This window comes from Nonomuraea sp. NPDC050451 (assembly GCF_044458585.1).
Window position 1 is genome coordinate 52,385 of record NZ_JBITHZ010000036.1, and the last position, 18,212, is coordinate 70,596.

General features: G+C 70.0%; 16 protein-coding genes and 1 pseudogene. 2 read left to right on the forward strand and 15 right to left on the reverse strand.

Annotation, left to right across the window (positions count from 1 at the left end; all coding sequences use genetic code 11):
• Nucleotides 1-17: 17 nt before the first annotated feature.
• From ACIBI9_RS54230 to ACIBI9_RS54275, 10 genes and pseudogenes are all read right to left on the reverse strand, one after another.
• Nucleotides 18-839 carry a hypothetical protein gene (locus tag ACIBI9_RS54230; protein WP_397235291.1) on the reverse strand — a complete coding sequence of 274 codons (822 nt, stop codon included), beginning with the start codon at nt 837-839 and terminating at the stop codon, nt 18-20.
• A 7-nt stretch (nt 840-846) separates the two neighbouring features.
• On the reverse strand, nt 847-1,725 hold the full coding sequence (locus ACIBI9_RS54235) for a glycosyltransferase family 2 protein (RefSeq protein ID WP_397235292.1): 879 nt from the start codon (nt 1,723-1,725) through the stop codon (nt 847-849).
• Nucleotides 1,726-1,740: 15 nt separating this feature from the next.
• The gene (locus ACIBI9_RS54240) at nt 1,741-3,216 is read right to left on the reverse strand and encodes an oligosaccharide flippase family protein (RefSeq protein ID WP_397235293.1); all 1,476 of its coding nucleotides are present in this window, start codon (nt 3,214-3,216) and stop codon (nt 1,741-1,743) included.
• 10 nt (nt 3,217-3,226) lie between these two features.
• On the reverse strand, nt 3,227-4,216 hold the full coding sequence (locus ACIBI9_RS54245) for a hypothetical protein (RefSeq protein WP_397235294.1): 990 nt from the start codon (nt 4,214-4,216) through the stop codon (nt 3,227-3,229).
• Nucleotides 4,204-5,469 carry a DUF4910 domain-containing protein gene (locus ACIBI9_RS54250; protein ID WP_397235295.1) on the reverse strand — a complete coding sequence of 422 codons (1,266 nt, stop codon included), beginning with the start codon at nt 5,467-5,469 and terminating at the stop codon, nt 4,204-4,206. The genes ACIBI9_RS54245 and ACIBI9_RS54250 overlap by 13 nt, the downstream gene beginning before the upstream one ends.
• On the reverse strand, nt 5,466-6,482 hold the full coding sequence (locus tag ACIBI9_RS54255) for an NAD-dependent epimerase/dehydratase family protein (RefSeq protein ID WP_397235296.1): 1,017 nt from the start codon (nt 6,480-6,482) through the stop codon (nt 5,466-5,468). Before ACIBI9_RS54255 ends, ACIBI9_RS54250 begins: the two co-directional genes overlap by 4 nt.
• Nucleotides 6,482-7,129, reverse strand: a complete 648-nt coding sequence (locus ACIBI9_RS54260) for a PIG-L deacetylase family protein (protein ID WP_397235297.1) — start codon at nt 7,127-7,129, stop codon at nt 6,482-6,484. Before ACIBI9_RS54260 ends, ACIBI9_RS54255 begins: the two co-directional genes overlap by 1 nt.
• Nucleotides 7,126-7,905: a sugar phosphate nucleotidyltransferase gene (locus tag ACIBI9_RS54265; RefSeq protein ID WP_397235298.1), complete on the reverse strand. Its 780-nt coding sequence runs from the start codon at nt 7,903-7,905 to the stop codon at nt 7,126-7,128. The genes ACIBI9_RS54260 and ACIBI9_RS54265 overlap by 4 nt, the downstream gene beginning before the upstream one ends.
• A complete protein-coding gene (locus tag ACIBI9_RS54270; RefSeq protein ID WP_397235352.1) occupies nt 7,902-8,840 on the reverse strand; it encodes a class I SAM-dependent methyltransferase in 939 nt (312 codons plus the stop codon). The genes ACIBI9_RS54265 and ACIBI9_RS54270 overlap by 4 nt, the downstream gene beginning before the upstream one ends.
• A gap of 84 nt (nt 8,841-8,924) precedes the next feature.
• A pseudogene (locus ACIBI9_RS54275) lies at nt 8,925-9,221 on the reverse strand (class I SAM-dependent methyltransferase); the annotation flags it as partial.
• On the opposite strand from ACIBI9_RS54275, the gene rfbC reads away from it, so the two are divergent.
• Nucleotides 9,205-9,762 carry a dTDP-4-dehydrorhamnose 3,5-epimerase gene (gene rfbC, locus ACIBI9_RS54280; protein ID WP_397235299.1) on the forward strand — a complete coding sequence of 186 codons (558 nt, stop codon included), beginning with the start codon at nt 9,205-9,207 and terminating at the stop codon, nt 9,760-9,762. The pseudogene ACIBI9_RS54275 and the gene rfbC overlap by 17 nt on opposite strands.
• Nucleotides 9,756-10,586: a glycosyltransferase gene (locus ACIBI9_RS54285; RefSeq protein ID WP_397235300.1), complete on the forward strand. Its 831-nt coding sequence runs from the start codon at nt 9,756-9,758 to the stop codon at nt 10,584-10,586. Before rfbC ends, ACIBI9_RS54285 begins: the two co-directional genes overlap by 7 nt.
• Here the strand turns inward: ACIBI9_RS54285 and ACIBI9_RS54290 are convergent.
• The 5 genes from ACIBI9_RS54290 to rfbD all read right to left on the reverse strand — a co-directional run bounded on the left by ACIBI9_RS54290 (nt 10,583) and on the right by rfbD (nt 18,204).
• Nucleotides 10,583-14,395 (reverse strand): LamG-like jellyroll fold domain-containing protein, encoded by a 3,813-nt coding sequence (locus tag ACIBI9_RS54290; protein WP_397235301.1) that lies wholly within the window; start codon nt 14,393-14,395, stop codon nt 10,583-10,585. The two genes, ACIBI9_RS54285 and ACIBI9_RS54290, sit on opposite strands and share 4 nt — an antisense overlap.
• 69 nt (nt 14,396-14,464) lie before the next feature.
• Nucleotides 14,465-15,580 (reverse strand): hypothetical protein, encoded by a 1,116-nt coding sequence (locus ACIBI9_RS54295; RefSeq protein WP_397235302.1) that lies wholly within the window; start codon nt 15,578-15,580, stop codon nt 14,465-14,467.
• The gene (locus ACIBI9_RS54300) at nt 15,577-16,356 is read right to left on the reverse strand and encodes a WecB/TagA/CpsF family glycosyltransferase (protein ID WP_397235303.1); all 780 of its coding nucleotides are present in this window, start codon (nt 16,354-16,356) and stop codon (nt 15,577-15,579) included. The genes ACIBI9_RS54295 and ACIBI9_RS54300 overlap by 4 nt, the downstream gene beginning before the upstream one ends.
• 52 nt (nt 16,357-16,408) lie before the next feature.
• Nucleotides 16,409-17,368 carry an endonuclease/exonuclease/phosphatase family protein gene (locus tag ACIBI9_RS54305; protein ID WP_397235304.1) on the reverse strand — a complete coding sequence of 320 codons (960 nt, stop codon included), beginning with the start codon at nt 17,366-17,368 and terminating at the stop codon, nt 16,409-16,411.
• Nucleotides 17,353-18,204 (reverse strand): dTDP-4-dehydrorhamnose reductase, encoded by an 852-nt coding sequence (rfbD, locus tag ACIBI9_RS54310; protein WP_397235305.1) that lies wholly within the window; start codon nt 18,202-18,204, stop codon nt 17,353-17,355. Before rfbD ends, ACIBI9_RS54305 begins: the two co-directional genes overlap by 16 nt.
• Between the last annotated feature and the right edge of the window lie 8 nt (nt 18,205-18,212).

Here is an 18,212-nt window from a genome sequence, read left to right on the forward strand (position 1 = left end):
CAGGGAGGTTAGAGGGGTCACAGAGGAAGCTGTGTCTGCGTGTCCGGCCTGCCCACGTAGACCGAGTAGTCCGGGTGGTCGAAGCGGTGCAGCGCCTGGATGTTGTCGTTCCAGGGGGCGGGAACCGGGCGCTTGTGCCGCAGCCCGTTGATCGGCGCCAGCTTCATCAGGTCGTTGTCCTCGTTGAACTCCCGGATCGCGCTGAGCTCGCCGACATAGTCGTTGTGGATGATCTGGTCGTCGTCGCCGACGGTGTCGTCGAGGTAGCAGAACACGCGGGGCAGGAAGTACTTGTGGTCGCCCTTGAACAGCCGCAGCGCCGCCGCGGTCGAGGAGTAGAAGTCGACGTCGATGGAGACGAACCCGATCGGTGCCGGGCGCTCGCTGTCGAGGAACTCGCCGACCGTGTCCTCGATGTTGCCCAGGACCAGAGTGGCCTCTCCCAGCCGTGCCCGGAGGGCGTCGACGTCCATGACGAAGTCGCCCTCGCGCCAGATGTAGGGCAGGTCCCGGAAGTCGGTGGGCTTGGGCAGCCCGGCGCCGGTGTCGAAGCCGTAGACGTCGATCTTCACGCCCGAGGCGGCCGACGCCAGCGCCGCCATGCGGTTGAGCTCCACCATGCCCGCGCCGCCCGCGACGCCGAACTCGACCACGCTGATCCGGGCGACGCCGAGGCGCCTGGCCAGCTCGGCCGCCTGCTGCACGCCGTAGGCGTAGTGCGGCCTCGGGTAGAGGTCGAGCGAGCAGCGCAGCTGGTACGAGCCGAACGGCAGACGCCGCATGACGGCCAGCAGGATCCGGCCCGGCTGCATGAGCAGCCGCACGATGCGAATCAACACGAGGAGATCACCCTTTCGAGGAGACGAGTCGGGCGGCCAACCCGGCGAGTTTGCGGCTGCGGTGCGTCAGCATCTGCTGCTGCCGGCGCCAGTAGGTACGCAGCAGCACGGCGTGGGCACGGTTGCGTTGCTCGGTGGACAGCTCCATGAGCCGCACCGCTCGGTACATCGCCCGGAACTGCAGCGTGGTGGCGAAATGCGCGGTCCAGGCCGGCACGCCGAGCGCCGCGGCGATCCCGGGCAGGCGCCGCTCGCGCAGGTTGCGGTGGGCGAGCGTCTCCGGCACGTGGCCCCAGGGCGCGGTCAGCGCGAGCATGGTGGCGTAGACCTCGTCCTCACGGATCATCAGCGGCCGGGGCACGGCGGCCACCTGCTCGCGCCGCATCAGGCCGTAGAGGGGGTCGAGTCCGTGGTGCTGGGTGGTGACGACGTCCCACAGCTCGTCCAGGCGGTCGATGGGGTCGTCGGAGAGCATCTGGGTGCCGCGGTAGCGGGGCCGGTGGACCGTCCCGTCCGGCCCGGTGTAGCTGACGTCCGAGGTGACCAGGATGAGCCGCTCGTCGGCCAGGAACGGCTCCAGGGTCCGGGAGACGTAGCCCGGTTCGAGCAGGTCGTCGTCGCCCATCCAGCGGAAGAACTCCCCCCGCGCCCGCCGCAGCACCTCCACGAAGTTCCCGACCACGTGCAGGTCACGCGGCTGCCGGTAGTAGGCGATCCGGCTGTCCTGCCTCGCCAGCTCACGGCACAGCTCCTCCGTGGCGTCGGTGGAGGCGTTGTCCGAGATCACCACCTCGATCTCGGCGTGGTCCTGGGCGAGCGCCGACCGCACGGCCGCCTCCAGGCGGTCCGCACCGTTGCGGACCGGGATTCCGATGGACACCAGCATCGCTTCTCCTCGAGGTCATCGCGCGCGGGCGGGAAGCAGCCGCACCAGGCGATCACTCACAATGTGGAACTGGTCGCGGGTCACCACGACCAGCACGTAGGCCAGCAGGCCGCCGCCGCCCGCCACGATGAGCTGGATCAGGGGGCTCCCCTGGGTCAGCATCGCCAGGCCCAGCATGACGGCCGCGCATATCAGCGCTCCGGCCGCCGGGCGGACGAGACCCGGCAGGGCCGGGGCGAGCCGTACCCCGGCCCGCTGGACGGCGAGCACGGCGAGCGGAAGGGCGACGAGCACGGCGGCGGCCGCCTGCCCGATCGCGGCGCCGCGGATGCCGTCGAGATTCGTGCCGACGATGACCGCCGGGATCATCGCCGCCGCGTGCCCGAGGTTCATCCAGACCGTCGAGCGGGTGGCGCCCTGCCCGTTCAGGATGTCGAGGGCGAAGGAGGTGAGCATGCGCACCACCATCAGGACCGCCAGGAACCGCAGCACGCCGGCGGCCAGCTCCCACTTCGGGCCGTAGATGAAGATGATCAACGGGTGCGCGAGCAGCGCCATGAAGACGGCCAGCGGCAGCACCGCGGCGATGAGCAGCGGCACGGTCTTCTGCACGCCGAGCGACAGGGACTCCTCGTTCCGCTCGGCCAGCCGGGAGAAGCCGGCGATCGACACCATGCGAATGGCGCTGCCGATCATGCCGGGCACCCAGCTCGACACGTTGAAGGCCATCAGGTAGAAGCCGAGCCAGTCCTCGCCCATGATGTTGCCGACGATGATGTAGCCCACGTTGAGCAGCGTGATCTCCAGCGCGATCCCCGCTGCCGAGGGGATGCCGAACCGCAGCAGCTTGGCCGCGATCTGCCGGTCGAACCCGAACCGGTACGGCAGCCGCGCGTAGAGCAGCATGAAGACGCCGGTGACCACGGCGCCCACGAGCTGTCCCCAGGCGAAGCTGTACGCGCCCGCCCCGTTGATCGCCAGGACGATGGCCACCGGCGCGTTGACGAGGAAGCCCGCGAGGACCGCCTTGGTGTTCTTGCCGGTGCGGAACCAGCGCAACAGGGCCGCGCTGCGCACCGCGGTGACCGCCTCGACGAGGATGACCGCAGTGAGGATGCGCACCACGGACGTGGCCTCCTCGCTGCCCGCCAGCATCGAGAAGTACGGCGCGCCGACCCAGAAGATCCCGTACAGGCCCAGTGCGGAGATCATGGTCAGGGTCGTCGCCGTGGGCGCGATGTCCTCCAGGCGCCCACGCCACTGCACGACGGCCGACATGACGCCGACGTCCTTGACCACCATGACGAACTGGGTGGCCGCGAGCGCGACGGCGTAGATGCCGAAGTCCGCCGGCGCGAGGAGTCTGGCCAGAATCAGGCCGAGGATGAACGAGCCCGCGCGGGTGACCAGTGTGCCGAGAAAGCTCCACACGGCCCCTCGGCCCGCCTTACGCCCGATGTCACTGATGTCCGGGCCCGGTTGCTCTGCCATGCCCGCCTTCCTAGCTTGGCTCGCTGATCCGCTCCAGCCAGATCTCCCGCCAGAACGGGACGAACGCGCGGGGGCAGTTGGACTTGTAGACGCCGTCGCAGACGATTCCTTCGAGCGCGATGCAGGGGTTCTTCATCTCCAGCATCTCGCCCGTCTTCTCGTCGATGCAGCGCTCGACGCGGGCGCTCACGCGGGCGACGCGGCCGCACGAACGCGCCATGTCCTCCTCGAAGCCCAGCCCGCGGTTGAACCCCTTGGAGTTCAGCGTGGCGACGATCTCGTCTCTCGACTTGATCCGCACCAGCTCACCCGGCTGGAGGTCGGTCGTGCCCGTCGGCGTGCGGCCGCTGTGCGGGCCCGGCCGTACGAAGCCCCAGGCCAGGCCGCCCTTGATGCGCAACCACTTCGGGAACTTCCTGGACAGGCGCTGGTAGCGGTTGAACAGCCCGAAGAAGAGCGTGCGGAGGGTCGATCCGACCCCGGCGTTGCCCACCTGGATGTCGGCGACGTACTGCTTCATGTCACGGAACGGGAGGTGGTCCGGGGCGGCGCGCAGCAGCTCCGTGGCCTGGCAGCGGAAGCGCTCCTCGCCCTCCGGCCCCGGCTCCCTGCGGGTGTTGACCTCCAGGATCGGCAGCAGCGGTTGTTCGGGGCGGATGGCCGGCTCCGAGGTGGGCGGCCCGTCCACCCGCTTGAGCCAGGCGGTCTTCCAGTAGAGCAGGCAGGCGGTCTGGCAGCCGCCATGGGCCGAGCCGTCGCAGCGGGAGCCCGTCAGATGGACGGCGTCCTCCATGCGCCGCATCCCGGTCATGGTCATGGTGTCGCAGAGCTTGTTGGCCACCTTGTGCACGGTGAGCCGTTGCCCGCAGAACCGCAGCATCTCCGGCATGAAAGGGAGGCTGTCCAGCTCACCCTTGTCATCGAGCGTGGCGAGGATCTCCTCCGCGCTGAGGACCTCGACCATGTCGCCGACTTTCAGCGCCAGGTTCAACCCATCCACTCCTTCACCAGGCCCGCGTTCTGCAGGGCATGAGCCGCGTCCGCTACTGCCTGGAACGGCAGGTTCGACCGTTCCGCGATGTCCAGGAGACTGTTCAGCCCGTCGGAAAGGCTCAACACCCACAACATCGCCATCTGCGCCTGCTTCGTGTCACTGCGCCCGCCGAGTGACCCGTACAGGCCTCGGGTCCCCAGCTGGGGCTCGCCGTACGGGCTGAGGTTCTGGTAGCGGCGGTTGCCCTCCAGAACCCGCACGGCCGTCCACAGCGTCTCAAGGGTGTCCTCCATCGCCTCGGGACGCACGAAGTCGGGATTGTCGGCTGAGGTGTGATATTCCGGGTATCCGCCGTACGGTGTCCTGGTCAGCGAGCCGACGGCGAGGTTGAACCCCGGCGAGCAGTACTGCCGCTCGTCGTAGCCGTACGGGGAGAAGTCCAGGGCGGTGTGCGGCCGGTCCTTCAGCACGTGCGCGAAGACCTGGTCGATCTCGGCGTCGCCGCGCCTGCTGCGTTTGTAGGTGATCGTGCCGCTGTCCCCCGCGCAGGCCAGCGTCACGCCGTGCCTGATGCGGTCGGTGCGCTCCCGGTTCAGTGCGAGCCAGGTGATCGCGCCGATGGTGCCGGGCGCGAAGATGAACCGGTAGGTGTACCAGGGGTCGGACAGCCGCTGCGCCAGGGCGACGGCCACCGCCACGCCGGCCAGGTTGTCGTTGGCCAGCGAGGGATGGCAGACGTGGCAGGAGATCAGCACCTCCTGGGAGCTGCTGCCGCGGATGACGTGCTCACCGTAGGTCAGGTGCCCGTCGGCCAGCGTGGAGTCGATCCTGACCTCGTACGGGCCGTCGGCCATCCCGTCCAGGGTGTTCTGGCTCAGGCAGAAGCCCCAGGTCTCGGCGTAGTAGCTGGTCCGGTACGGGATCAGGTCCGGCTGCCCGGGCAGCGTGTGCAGGTGCCCGCGCAGCTCCTCCAGGGACATCGTGGCCTCGACCGGCACGCTGTATCCCACGACGTGCAGGTTGGAGTCCTGGAAGTCGACCACCTTGTTGCCCGCGGCGTCCCTGATATAGGCGTCGCGGATGTTCCATTCCCGGGGGATCGTCCAGTCGAGGACCCTGGTCCCGGTCGGCACCTGGGTGATCTCCAGCGGGATCGACTCGCCGATGATCTCCAGGGTCTGCCGCAGCCCGGCGCCGGTGATGCTCCGGCACAGCGGGTAGAGCCGCCGTACCAGGTCGTGCATCTCCTCGCCGGTCATGGCCGGAGGGTGTCGTCGACGGTGCCTGCCTCGCGCCGGTCGGCGAGCCGGGCCAGTCTGGTGAAGCGGCGCTCGAAGTCCTGCTTGGTCAGACCGTGCTCGCGGTAGGCGTCGATCAGCTCCACCGCGCCCGCCTTGACCGTCCAGCGCGCCTCGTAGCCCAGCGCGGCCCTGATCCGGGAGAAGTCGACGCGGTAGGAGCGCGGATCGGATCCCGTCTCGCCGGTGATGGTCAGCGTCGATCCGGGCACCGCTGCGACGACCTCGGCCGCGATCTCGGCGACGGTCACGTTGTTGACCTCGGTGCCCACGTTGAAGGCCGTCGCGTGCACGGCTTCGCGGGGCGCGACGAGAGCGGCCGCGAAGGCGTCGGCGATGTCCCTGGCGTGGACCAGCGGGCGCCAGGGCGTGCCGTCGGACAGCACCCGGACCTCGCCGGTCAGGTGCGCGTGGCCCACCAGGTTGTTCAGCACGATATCGGCGCGCAGCCTCGGGGAGAATCCGAAGGCGGTGGCGTTGCGCAGGAACACCGGCGTGAAGTCGTCGTCGGCCAGCGCAGCCAGGTCGTCCTCGACCCGCACCTTGGACTCGGCGTACGGCGTCACCGGGCGCAGCGGCGCGTCCTCGTCCAGCAGCTCCTCGCCGCCGGACGCGCCGTAGACCGAGCAGGTGGAGGCGTACAGGAAGCGGCGCACGCCCGCCTCCTTGGCCAGCCTGGCCAGCCGGACGGAGGCGTGGTGGTTGATGTCGTAGGTCAGGTCGGGCGCGAGCGCGCCGAGCGGGTCGTTGGACAGCGCGGCCAGATGGATCACCGCGTCGAATCCCGCCACGTGTTCGGGACCCGCGTCACGCAGGTCCACCGCGTACGTCTCGACCTTCCCGGGCTCGGGACCGAGCAGGCAGTCGGCGAACAGGCCGGAGTCCAGGCCGACCACCTCGTGTCCGGCCTCGGCCAGCATGGGAGCCATCACGCTGCCCAGGTAGCCCTGGTGGCCGGTGAGAAGTACCCGCATCAGTTCTCCAGATCGACGGTCAGCTTGGAAACGTGGAACGCCTCGGCATAGCGCGCGTGGCACTCGATGCCGCGGATGCGGGCCAGGCCCAGGAACGCCTCGCGGTCGTACCAGGGCCGGTGCCGCTGGGAGGCGTAGTGGCGCTGGAGCAGATCGACCTTCAGCTCCGCCACCTCCTCCGTGAGCGGCTGGAAAACGGAGGGCGCGGCGAGGTCGCCGTCCCATTTGACGATCTCGTAGCCGAGCGTCAGGTGGTCGCGGAAGGCCGTGGGCACGAGCTTGGCCAGCCCGCGATGGTCCTGGTGGGCGTCGCCCCGCCAGGGTGCGTAGATCAGGCCCGGCTCGGTGCGGGCGCGCAGCTCCTCCACCGCGGCCTTGGCCTCCTCCCACCTGGCGGGCAGGTAGCCGTCGGGCAGCTTCAGCACGGTGACGCGGAGGTCCGCGCCCGGGCAGAAGTCCGCCAGCGCCGCGCGCTCCTCGTCCTCGCGCTCGGTGCCGCCGCCGGACAGCACCAGCGCGTCCACGCGGATGCCGGGCCGGGCGGCGCAGATCGTCAGCAGGCTGCCGCCGGCCCCGATCGCGAGGTCGTCACAGTGCGCGGCGAGCGCCACGACGCCGGTGAGCCGCCCCGCGCGCAGGCCGATCACCGGGACCGTTCCCAAAGGGCCCACGGGCGCTCGCCCCGGGAGTAGGCCTCGTCCAGCTCCATCCGCTGGTTCACGGTGTCGGTCGGCCGCCAGTAGCCGCGGTGGGGGTAGGCCAGCAGGCGTCCGCGCTTGGCCAGCTCCACGCAGCCGTCGGCGACCAGGTCGCCGTTCTCCGGGATGTGCTCGAAGACCTCCTGGGTCAGCACGAAGTAGCCGCCGTTGACCCACACCGGCATCTCGCTGACCGGCGAGATGCCGCCGATCAGGCCGTTCTCGCCCACGTCCACGCAGTGGAAGGTCTGGGACGGCGGCACGACCATCATCGAGGCGGCCGCGCCCGACTCGACGAAGCGGTCGATGATGTCGGGCAGCGGCGCGTCGGTGAGCACGTCCGCGTAGTTCGCGAGGAACATCTCGTCGCCGTCCAGGTGGTGACGGACGCGGCGCAGCCGTTCGCCGATCGGGGAGTTGGTCCCGGTCTGCACGAACGAGATGGACCAGTCGGAGATGTCGCTCGACAGCAGCTCGACCTTGCCACCGCGTAAGACGAAGTCGTTGGACGTGGCTTCCTGGTAGCCGAGGAAGAAGTCCTTGATGTGGTGGGCACCGTAGCCCAGGCACAGGATGAACTCCTTGTGCCCGAAGTGCGCGTAGTAACGCATGACGTGCCAGAGCAGCGGCCGCGGGCCGACGAGCGCCATCGGCTTGGGCACCTCGCCCGGCACACCCGTACGCATGCGTGTGCCGAAGCCTCCACAGAACAGGACAACCTTCACACGACCTCCAGGTGTGGGATCGGGAAGACCAGACGGCCTCCCCATTCGTGCACATAGGAGAGCTGAGCGGTGAGCTCTTCGCGCAGGTTCCACGGCAGGACCAGCACATAGTCCGGACGATCTTGAGCGATGCGCTCCGGAGCGGCGATGGGGATCCGGGTGCCCGGAGTGAATCTGCCGTGCTTGTAGGGGTTGCGGTCAACCGTGTAGGCCAGCAGGTCCTGGCGGATGCCGCAGTGGTTGAGGAGCGTGTTGCCCTTGCCCGGCGCGCCGTAGCCGACGACCGTCTTGCCTTCTTCGGCGGCGTCGATCAGGAAGCGGAGCAGGTCGCGGCGGACGCGTGCGACCCGTTCGGCGAAGCCGGCGTAGCCGGACAGATCGTGGAGCCCGGCGGCCTTCTCCCGCGCGAGCACGTCGAGCACCCGGTCGGACGGGTCCCCCGACGGCCGGGCCCACAGCCGGATGGATCCGCCATGGGTGGGCAGCAGCTCGACGTCCACCAGAGTCAGCCCGCCGGAGGCCAGCGCCCGCTGCGCGGAGGCGACCGTGTAGTACTGGAAGTGCTCGTGGTAGATCGTGTCGTACTGGTTCAGCTCCATGAGCGTGAGCAGGTGCTGGACCTCGATCGACACCCATCCGTCGTCGGCCACCAGGGCGCGCAGGCCCTCGGTGAAGCCGATCACGTCGGGGATGTGCGCGTAGACGTTGTTGGCCACGACCAGGTCGGCTGGACCGTTCTCGGCCCGCACCGCGGCGCCCGTCTCCGGCGTCAGGAACGCGGTGAGCGTCGGCACGCCCTTGTCCTTGGCCGCCTGTCCCACGTTGGCCGACGGCTCGATGCCCAGGCACCTGATGCCGCGGTCGACGACGTGCTGCAACAGGTAGCCGTCGTTGCTGGCCACCTCGGCCACGAACGACGGCTTCAAACGTTCCACAGCGGAGTCGACGAACTGCCGTGCGTGTTCCACCCAGGAGGCGGAATAAGAGGCAAAGTAGGCGTATTCGGTGAAAGTTTCTTCCGGCGTGATCAGCGGCGGTATCTGAGCCAGCCAGCAGCTGGTGCAGACCCGCAGGTGAAGTGGATAAGTGATCTCGGGCTGGTCGAGCTGTTCCGCGGTGAGGAAGAGCTCACAGGGCGGAGTAGCCCCGAGATCCACCACACCGACCAGGTCGGCCGAACCACACAGCCGGCACGATGTCCTCAACAATGGGCCCCACCCGAAAATGACAAGATTTCCCCCTATGGCAAACCCACAGACGTACTTCGGGTGGGCGCCAAGGAGTGTTACAAGTATCTTCATGAAGCACCTGAGCATCAGTGGAGCACTTGTCTACACCCCCCGCATCCACAGCGATCCGCGGGGCGACTTCCTGGAAAGTTTCCGCGCCGCCGACCTGCAGGAGGCGCTGGGGCAATCGATGGACCTCGCGCAGGTGAACTGTTCGGTCTCCAAACGCGGCGTGCTGCGCGGCGTCCACTTCGCCGACGTCCCCCCAGGTCAGGCCAAATACGTCATGTGCGTCTCGGGCGAGGTGCTGGACGTCGTCGTGGACGTGCGCGTGGGCTCGCCCACCTTCGGCCAGTGGGAGGCGGTGCGGCTGAACGACGTGTCGCGCTGCGGGATCTACCTCTCCGAGGGCCTGGGGCACGCCTTCATGGCGCTCAGCGAGTCGGCCACCGTCGTCTACCTCTGCTCCACCACGTACGACCCGGCGCGGGAGCACGGCGTCCACCCGCTGGACCCGGATCTCGGCATCGAATGGCCCCTCGACGGGGAGCCCATCATCTCCGCGAAGGACGCCGCGGCGCCCACGCTCAAGCAGGCTCAGGAAGCAGGGATACTCCCATCGTGGTGAGCGTCGTGATACCGGCCCACAATGAGGCCAAGGTGATCGGCCGCTTGCTGGACGGTCTCCTCCGGGAGGCCGCGCCCGGCGAGTTCGACGTCGTGGTGGTGGCCAACGGCTGCACCGACGGCACGGTCGCCGCGACGCAGCCGTACGACGTCCGCGTCCTGTCGACGCCGGTCCCCTCCAAGCGCGAGGCGCTGCGGATGGGCGACGAGGCGGCACGCGGATATCCCCGGCTGTACGTGGACGCCGACATCGAGCTGAGCACCGCCTCCGTCCGCGCGCTGGCCGACGTGCTGGCCGCGCCGGACGGGCCGCTCGCCGCCGCGCCCGAGCGGGAGCTGGCGCTGGCCGATCGCCCGTGGCCGATCCGCGCCTACTACGCGATCTGGACGCGGCTGCCGCACGTGCGCGCCGGGCTGTTCGGCCGGGGCGTCATCGCGGTGAACGACGAGGGCAACGCGCGGATCCGTGCCCTGCCGCCGGCGATGGCCGACGATCTGGCCGCCTCGCTGGCGTTCGGAGCGGACGAGCGCGTGATCGTGACCAGTGCCCGTGCGGTGATCCAGACTCCGCGTACCGTCGCCGACCTGATGCGCCGCCGGGTGCGTGCCACGACCAGCGTGAGCGAGCTGGAGCAGAGCTCGGCCACGGCCGGGGAGCGCACGGGCATGCGGGATCTGCTGGCCATCGTGGCCGGAGAGCCGCGCCTGGTGGGCGCGGCGGTCGTCTTCGCCCTGGTGGCCGTGCTGGCCAGGCGGAGAGCCGCCCGCGCGATCCGCGCGGGCGACTACACCACCTGGCTGCGTGACGAGAGCAGCCGGGGTTAACCGACCGGCGTGTTCATGTCGGTGGTGATCTCGGCCGCGGTGAGTGCCTTGTTGTAGACGCGGACCTCGTCGATGAGACCGCTGAAGTACTCACCCGAACCGCTGTTGCCGCCGATCCGCAACGGACTCGTCCCGGTACGCAGGTTGCCACCCGTCGGATTGGTGGCCACCTGCGTGCCGTTCACGAACATCCGCAACGTCGACCCGTCATACGTCGCCGCCACATGACTCCAGGTGTTCAACGGCAGATTGCTCGCCGCCGGCGCGTTCGCCCCCGACGACGTATAGATGAACGCCGCCGGACCGCTGCTGCCGCTACCCATGATCGCGTACGCCAGATCGGCGCCGAACTCCTTCATCAGCACCGTCCGCCACCCCGAGACACTCGTAGGCCGCACCCACGCCTCCAAGGTCATCCCGCCGGTCAACCGCAACGACGCGGAATCAGCCACCGTCACCCAGCTCGACGTGCCGTTGAACGACAGCGCCTGGCCGTACTTGCCGGCCGACCAGGTCGCCGCGGTGGCCGTGCCGTTGTTGCCGGTGCCGGAGGCGTCGGCGACGACGGTGCCGGTGCCGGCGTTCATCCCGTAGGCGGCCACCAGGCCGGTGACCGTGGGCGGCTGGGTCACGACGGCCGACGCCTCGTTGGACGACGGGCTGGTGTTGCTGGACCCGTCGAAGGCCACGACGCGGTAGTAGTACGTGCCCGCCGCGACGCCCGAGTCGGTGAACGACGTGCTCGCGGTCGAACCCACCTGGTTGGCGCCGGACGGGGTGAACCCGGCGGTGGCGGACCTGTGGACGGTGTACCCGGTCACCGCCACGTTGTCGGTCGAGGCCGTCCAGGTCAGCTGGGCGCTGCCCGGGCCGCCGGTCGCCGCCAGCGAGCCCGGCGCGGTGGGCGCCTGGGTGTCGGGCGGTCCCTGCTGGCCGACGGGGGTGTTCATGTCGGTGGTGATCTCGGCCGCGGTGAGTGCCTTGTTGTAGACGCGGACCTCGTCGATGAGACCGCTGAAGTACTCACCCGAACCGCTGTTGCCGCCGATCCGCAACGGACTCGTCCCGGTACGCAGGTTGCCACCCGTCGGATTGGTGGCCACCTGCGTGCCGTTCACGAACATCCGCAACGTCGACCCGTCATACGTCGCCGCCACATGACTCCAGGTGTTCAACGGCAGATTGCTCGCCGCCGGCGCGTTCGCCCCCGACGACGTATAGATGAACGCCGCCGGACCGCTGCTGCCGCTACCCATGATCGCGTACGCCAGATCGGCGCCGAACTCCTTCATCAGCACCGTCCGCCACCCCGAGACACTCGTAGGCCGCACCCACGCCTCCAAGGACATCCCGCCGGTCAACCGCAACGACGCGGAATCAGCCACCGTCACCCAGCTCGACGTGCCGTTGAACGACAGCGCCTGGCCGTACTTGCCGGTCACGCTCCACGCGGTGTTCGCGGCCGTGCCGTTGTTGCCCTTGCCCGAGGCGTCGGCGACTGCCGTGCCGCCGCCCTCGTCCATCGCGTAGGCGGCCACCAGGCCGTCCGGCGCCTGTGAACGCTGGTAGCTCGCGGTGTGGGTCGCCGCGGTGGCGGGCGCGGTGAGGTTGTGGTTGGCCGCGCCGCCGTCGGACCAGGAGGTGAACGTGTGGCTGAAGCCGTCGGCGCTCTGCGGCGAGGGCGCGGAGATCGAGTTGTGGGAGCCCACGATCACCGTCCGGGTGAACGGGGCGACGGTCTGCTCGCTGTTGAAGCCGAGCTGCAGCCCGGTGGGCGAGGTCTGGAAGGTCAGGTTCACCGTCTTCGGCTGGAGTGTCACGCTCTTGGTGTCGGTGAGGCCGTGCGCGTCCGTCACGGTCAGCCTGAGCTCCAGGTGAGCGGGATATTCGTGGTCCGGGGCGGCGAAGGACCCGCTCGCGCCGGTGAACGTGGTGATCTCGTGCTCGTGGCAGGTGCTGGGGCAGTGATGCATGATCAGCTTCCAGGACATCCGCGCCCCTGGAATCGTGCCGTCCTGGGCGTCCGTGCCGGTGCCGGAGAACGCGATCGTGTCCCCGACCGCCCAGGTCAGGGCGGACGACGGGGAGTTGATGGTCGCGGTCGGCGCCGTGTTGTTCACGTTGATCGTGACGGTGGCGTCCCCCAGGCCGCCGCGCCCGTCATCGGCGCGCAGCTTCACCACGTAGGAGCCCGGCTGGGTGTAGGTGAAGGACGGGGTGGCCGAGGTGGAGTCGTCGAAGTCGCCGTCGCCGTCCAGGTCCCAACGGAAGGTGAGCGGGTCGCCGTCGGCGTCCGCGGATCCGGCGGAGGTGAAGTTCACGGTGAGCGGCGCGTTGCCCGACGTGGCGCTCGCGCCGATGACGGCGGTCGGCGGGGTGTTGTTGTAGAGGTAGCGGATGATCTGCCCGTTGGAGAAGTCGACCGCGAAGAGGTCTCCGCCGGGGCCGGTCTGCAGCTCCACGGCGGGCATGCCCGAGTCGAACGTGGTGATGGTGGCCGTGTCGGGCAGGCCGCCCGCCCCCTTGGTCATGACCCAGACGCACGATCGGCTGTAGTCGGAGAAGAACATCGCGCCGTCGTAGGCATCGGGGTAGGGGCCGCCGTTGTAGAAGGCCACGCCGCTGGAGGACGAGCCGCCGGACGGGCACGGGTCGTTCGGCGCGGGTTTGGAACCGTGGTTCCAGGCGAAGTACGGCTGGGCGTGCGCCGCGGCGCCCTCCGCGTAGAGGTTCTCGCAGAGGGTCAGATTGAGGTTGTCGTAGCCGCCCTGTCTGGCGGCGCCCTCGTAGCAGGGCCAGCCGAAGTTCTTCACCGGGCCGGTGGGGTCGGCGATCCGGTTGATCTCCTCCCACGTGTTCCAGCCGACTTCACCGGCCCAGACCTCGCTGGTGCCCGGCCGGATGGTGAAGCGGAACGGGTTGCGCTGGCCGTAGGCGATGGTCCTGGCCACATTGGGGTCGCTGCTGCCGGCGTTCGGGTTGCCGGGCGCGGCCGCGCCGGTGTCCGGGTTGATCCTGATGACGGTGCCGTTGAGCGCCGCGGGGTCACCGCCGGTGCGCGGGTCCTGCGAGCGCAGCGCGCCGCCCTCGGCGGCCGGCGGGGTGAGCGCCGTGCCGACCGCCGACGGCGGGTCGCCGCACGGGTTGTCCGGGGTGACGTCGGAGCTGGTCAGGTTGTCCTGGCCGTAGTCGGCGAAGTTGAAGCTGGCACCGTCGCCGCCACTGGCGTAGAGCATGCCGTCGGGGCCGAACTTGAGGTCGCCGACGGAGTGGCTGGGGTGCTGCTGGCACCAGTCGGTGATCAGCGGGGTCTCGACGACCGAGCCACCCGAGGGCGCCAGCGAGGATAAGCGCCCGGTGATGAGGCAGCCGTCCCCGGTGGCGCCGGGCGGGGTCGGGCAGGGGTCGGCGCTCACGCCTGCCGTACCCCAGCGTGGCGCGGTGCCGCCGGGCACCGCGTCGTAGGCGTACAGGACGTAGATGCGCGGGTCGGCCGGGAAGTTCGGGTGCAGGGCCATGCCGAGGAGCCCGCGGTCCCAGAAGTTGTGCACCTGCGTGCGCAGGTCGGCGTAGATCGCCGGCGTGGTGTCGGTGATCGAGTCGAAGACCTTGATCAGGCCGCTCTTCTCGGCGACGAACACCCGGCCGTCCGAGGCGAACTCGATGTTGGTCGGGTTGGTCAGCCCGCTGAAGACGACCTGTTTCTGGAAGCTGCCCGGCAGCGCCTGCGCGGCGGACGGCGCGATGAGCGTCAGGCCGGTGGTGAGCAGCAGAACGGAAAGGAGCGCATGGCGAAGCCGCCTCAACACGTGGAACCCCCTTGAGCTGAAACTCCCCCGAGCCCTGAACTCGATCTATCGCACCGAATCAGGCGGAAGTCACGAGGGCTGTCCACAAGTGGACAGCCACGCATAAAGCAACCACCCCAGCTCGTACGGCCGGCACTCCCGATCGACGGCGACGGGCGGGTAGATCCGGTCCAGCACGCCGAGGCGCATCCCCTGATGCACTCCCGTCGCCACCGCCCGCACCCCGCGCACCAGTTTGCGGGGATCCGCCCTGGCCTCCTTGCGCCACGTCAGAGCGAGCTCCTCGAGCACGAAGGCGGGCCGCTCGATCATCCAGTCGAGCCCCTTGGAGATCTCCGCCACGTAGGCGGTGCCCCCCGCGTCGGCCAGGTCGAGCAGCGCCATCGGCCCCATCGACAGCTGATGAACGCTGTAGACCGGATAGCCCTCGACCACCGACCCGGTGCGGGCGTCGTAATGCCACCACCACTCCCCCTGCGGGCCCTGCGCGCGGCAGATGCCCTCCGCCACCTGCTCGGCCGCGCGCAGCGCCTCGGCGTCGCCGGTGGCGGCGTGCAGCCTGGCCAGCGCCTGCAGCGGGTAGACCTGGTCGGCGAAGCAGCCCACGTGGGCGCGGTACCGGGGGACCAGCGGCCCCTTCCCGAGCGCGTGCGGGTAGAGCCGGTTGCCCGCCAGCCCGGCCAGCAGCCGCTCACGGGCGCGCTCGGCCCGGCCGTCGGTCACACCGGCCGCGACCAGGGCGGCCAGCGCCCACGCCGCCTCGACGGTGTAGATCTGGGCGCCCGTGTCCAGCTCCGCGAGCCGGCTCAGCGCCAGGTCCAGATCGGCGTGCCCGGCCTCCGCGGCCGCCCAGCAGATCAGCGCGGCGTCGCCGGTCCCCGTCACCTCCGGCAGCCGTTTGACCAGGTTGCCCACCAGGTCGAGGAGGCTGTCACCGGCCAGGGCCGCCCGCTGCCGCTGCTCCGTCAGGGTCCCCACGCCGAGCGCGACGATCGCCGAGTAGCGGATGCTGCGCCCTTCCGGCGCCGCTGTCCACGTCCCGTCGGCGTTCTGGCGGCCGCGGCGGGTGAACACGAACTCGCCGTCGGCGTAGCCCGGCGGCAGCCCGCGCACGGACAGGTCCACCATGCCCGTCACGAAGTCCTGATGTCCGGAGCTCAGCAGAGCGATCCGGTGATCCGTCACGTCGTCTCCTCGATCCTGCGTTTGACACCGACCCGCTCCCGGAGCACCAGGAGCAGGAATCTGCCGTTGGTCCGCACGTAGCGCGGACCGAGCCGCAACGGCTCCTGCAGCATGCGGTAGAGCCATTCCAGGCCCAGGCGCTGCCAGCGCAGCGGCGCCCTGCGGGTGTGCCCGGCCAGCACGTCGAACGAGCCGCCCACGCCGTGGATGATCCGCGCCCGGGTGCTCTCGCCCCACTCGCGGATGAAGATCTCCTTCTTCGGCGAGGTGATGCCCAGGAACAACAGGTCGGCCTGGGATTCGGCGATCTCGGCGGCGACCTCGGCCGAGTCCTCCACCGGGAAATATCCGTTGCGCGACCCGGCGATGCCCAGCCCTGGGTAGCGCTGCCGTACCTCTGCCAGCACCCGGGCCAGCACCTCGTCGGTCGCGCCGAGGAAATAGGCGCGGTAGCCGCGCCGGTCCCCCTCGGCCATCAGCTCGGTGAACAGGTCGATGCCCGCCACCCGCTCGGGAAGCCGGTGACCGAGCATCCGCGCGGCCCAGACCACCGCCTGACCGTCGGCCAGCACGAGATCGCTGTCGAGCACGGACTGCCGTAACTCGGCGTCGGCACGCATGTTGACCACCTTGGCGGCGTTCACCACGCCGATGGTGAGCCTCCTGTTCTCCGAGACCGCCGCCACGCACCGCGCGATCACCTGGCGCATGGTGAGGGCGTCCAGTGTGGTGCCGAGTATCGTCTTCCTGGAGGTCTGCTCCGGCAACCTCGTCATCCATCCCCCTGGGTGTCCATGACATATCGGTTCCGGCTCAGGAAACGTGACATCACGGGAGGACCAGCTCGGTGAGCGTCGCGCGGTGGTCCGTCCGGGGCACCCGCAGGGTCTGGAAGCTCCGGATCGCGATCCGGCGGTCGGCCAGCACATGATCGATGGCCACCTTCGGGAACAACCGCGGCTGCTCGTAGTAGGGCCAGGTCATGGACAGCCCCTTTCCGGTGACGTCGGCGGCGTCCCGGTAGCCGGTGGCGATCAGGTCGCGCAGCACCGCGTGGTCCAGGGTGGAGTTGAAGTCGCCGGCCAGCACCCGCAGGCGCCCTCCGGCGGGTGGCAACGCCCGGATGCTCGACGCCCAGCACGCCGTACGCCAGCCCTCTGAGGGCGCGCACGCGTGGACCGCGACGAGGTCCACCTCCCGTCCGCCCGGCAGGGTGACGACGGCGGGAAGGTGGCGCGGGCTCTCCTCGAAGGCGGGGGCCGCGATCGGCGCGTCCCCCGGCCGCAGCGGGTAGCGCGAGTAGATCGCCGCGCCCTGGGAGTTCTCCCCCGGCAGGACGATCTCGTACGGCAGCAGCCGCCCCAGCCCGAGTTCCTCCACCCGTTTCCGCATCAGGCCGGTGAACTCCAGCAGGTGCAGCACGTCCGGCCGTTCGCGCTCGACCGCGTCGACCAGGTCGGGCGGCAGCACGGAAGAGTGCAGCAGGTTGACGGCCATCACCCGCAGCACCGGGCCACCGGCGGGCGGGTTGCCCTCCGGGATGGCGCGCGGCAGCACGATGACCGCGAAGGCCGCGGTCACGACCAGCGCGGCCACCAGCAGCACACCGGAGCGCAGGAAGACCGCGAAGCCCAGCGGCACCAGCGCGAGCACGGCCGCGTAGGGAGTGAACGACACCAGCTGGGACCAGACGAACTTCGGCTCCCATCCGCACAGGCGCAGGCCCGCCCATCCGGCCAGGCCTGCCACCACGAGCCACAGCATCGAGTCCCTCAGGCGACGCTGCACCGGCGTCCACGCATCAGCACCGGCCAGGCCGCGTGCAGCGCCGCCCGCCAATGCCGGATCGGCTCCCCCCTGGTGTGCGCGAGCACGCTGTAGGCCGGCCGCTTGGCCGGGCGGGGGAAGGCGGCGCTGGTCACGGGGCGTACGCGGTCCGGGTCCGCGCCGAGCAGGCTGAAGATCTCCTTGGCGAACCCGCACCAGGTGGTCTCGCCCGCGCTGGTGCCGTGGTAGACGCCCGGCGGCAGGTCCGACCGGGCCAGCCGCACGAGGTAGTCCGCCAGGTCGGCCGCCCAGGTCGGCTGGCCGTGCTGGTCGTCGACCACGTCGATCGTGGGCCGCTCACCCGCCAGGCGGATCATGGTCCGCACGAAGTTCGCGCCGCCCATCCCGTAGAGCCAGGCGCTGCGCACCACGTAGTGCCCGTGCTCCAGCGCCGCGTACTCCCCGGCGAGCTTGGTCCGCCCGTACGCGTTGATCGGCCCCGTCGGCGCGTCCTCCGGGTACGGCACCACGCCGTCCCCGTCGAAGACGTAGTCGGTGGAGACGTGCACCAGCCGCGCCCCAGCCAGGTCGCAGGCCTCGGCCAGCCAGCGCACGGCATGCCCGTTGACCGTCAGCGCCTCCGCCTCACTGGCCTCGGCGTCGTCCACCGCGGTCCAGCCGGCGCAGTTGATCACGACTCTCGGCCGGTAGGCGGACACGAAGTCACGCACCGCGCGCCTGTCGCGCAGGTCCAGCTCGGCCCGGCCGAGCGCGAGCACCGGCTCCCCCGTCAACGCCGCCCTGTCGAGGACGTCGGCGGCGAGCATGCCGCCGGCGCCCGTGATGAGCCACCTCATGCCGCCTC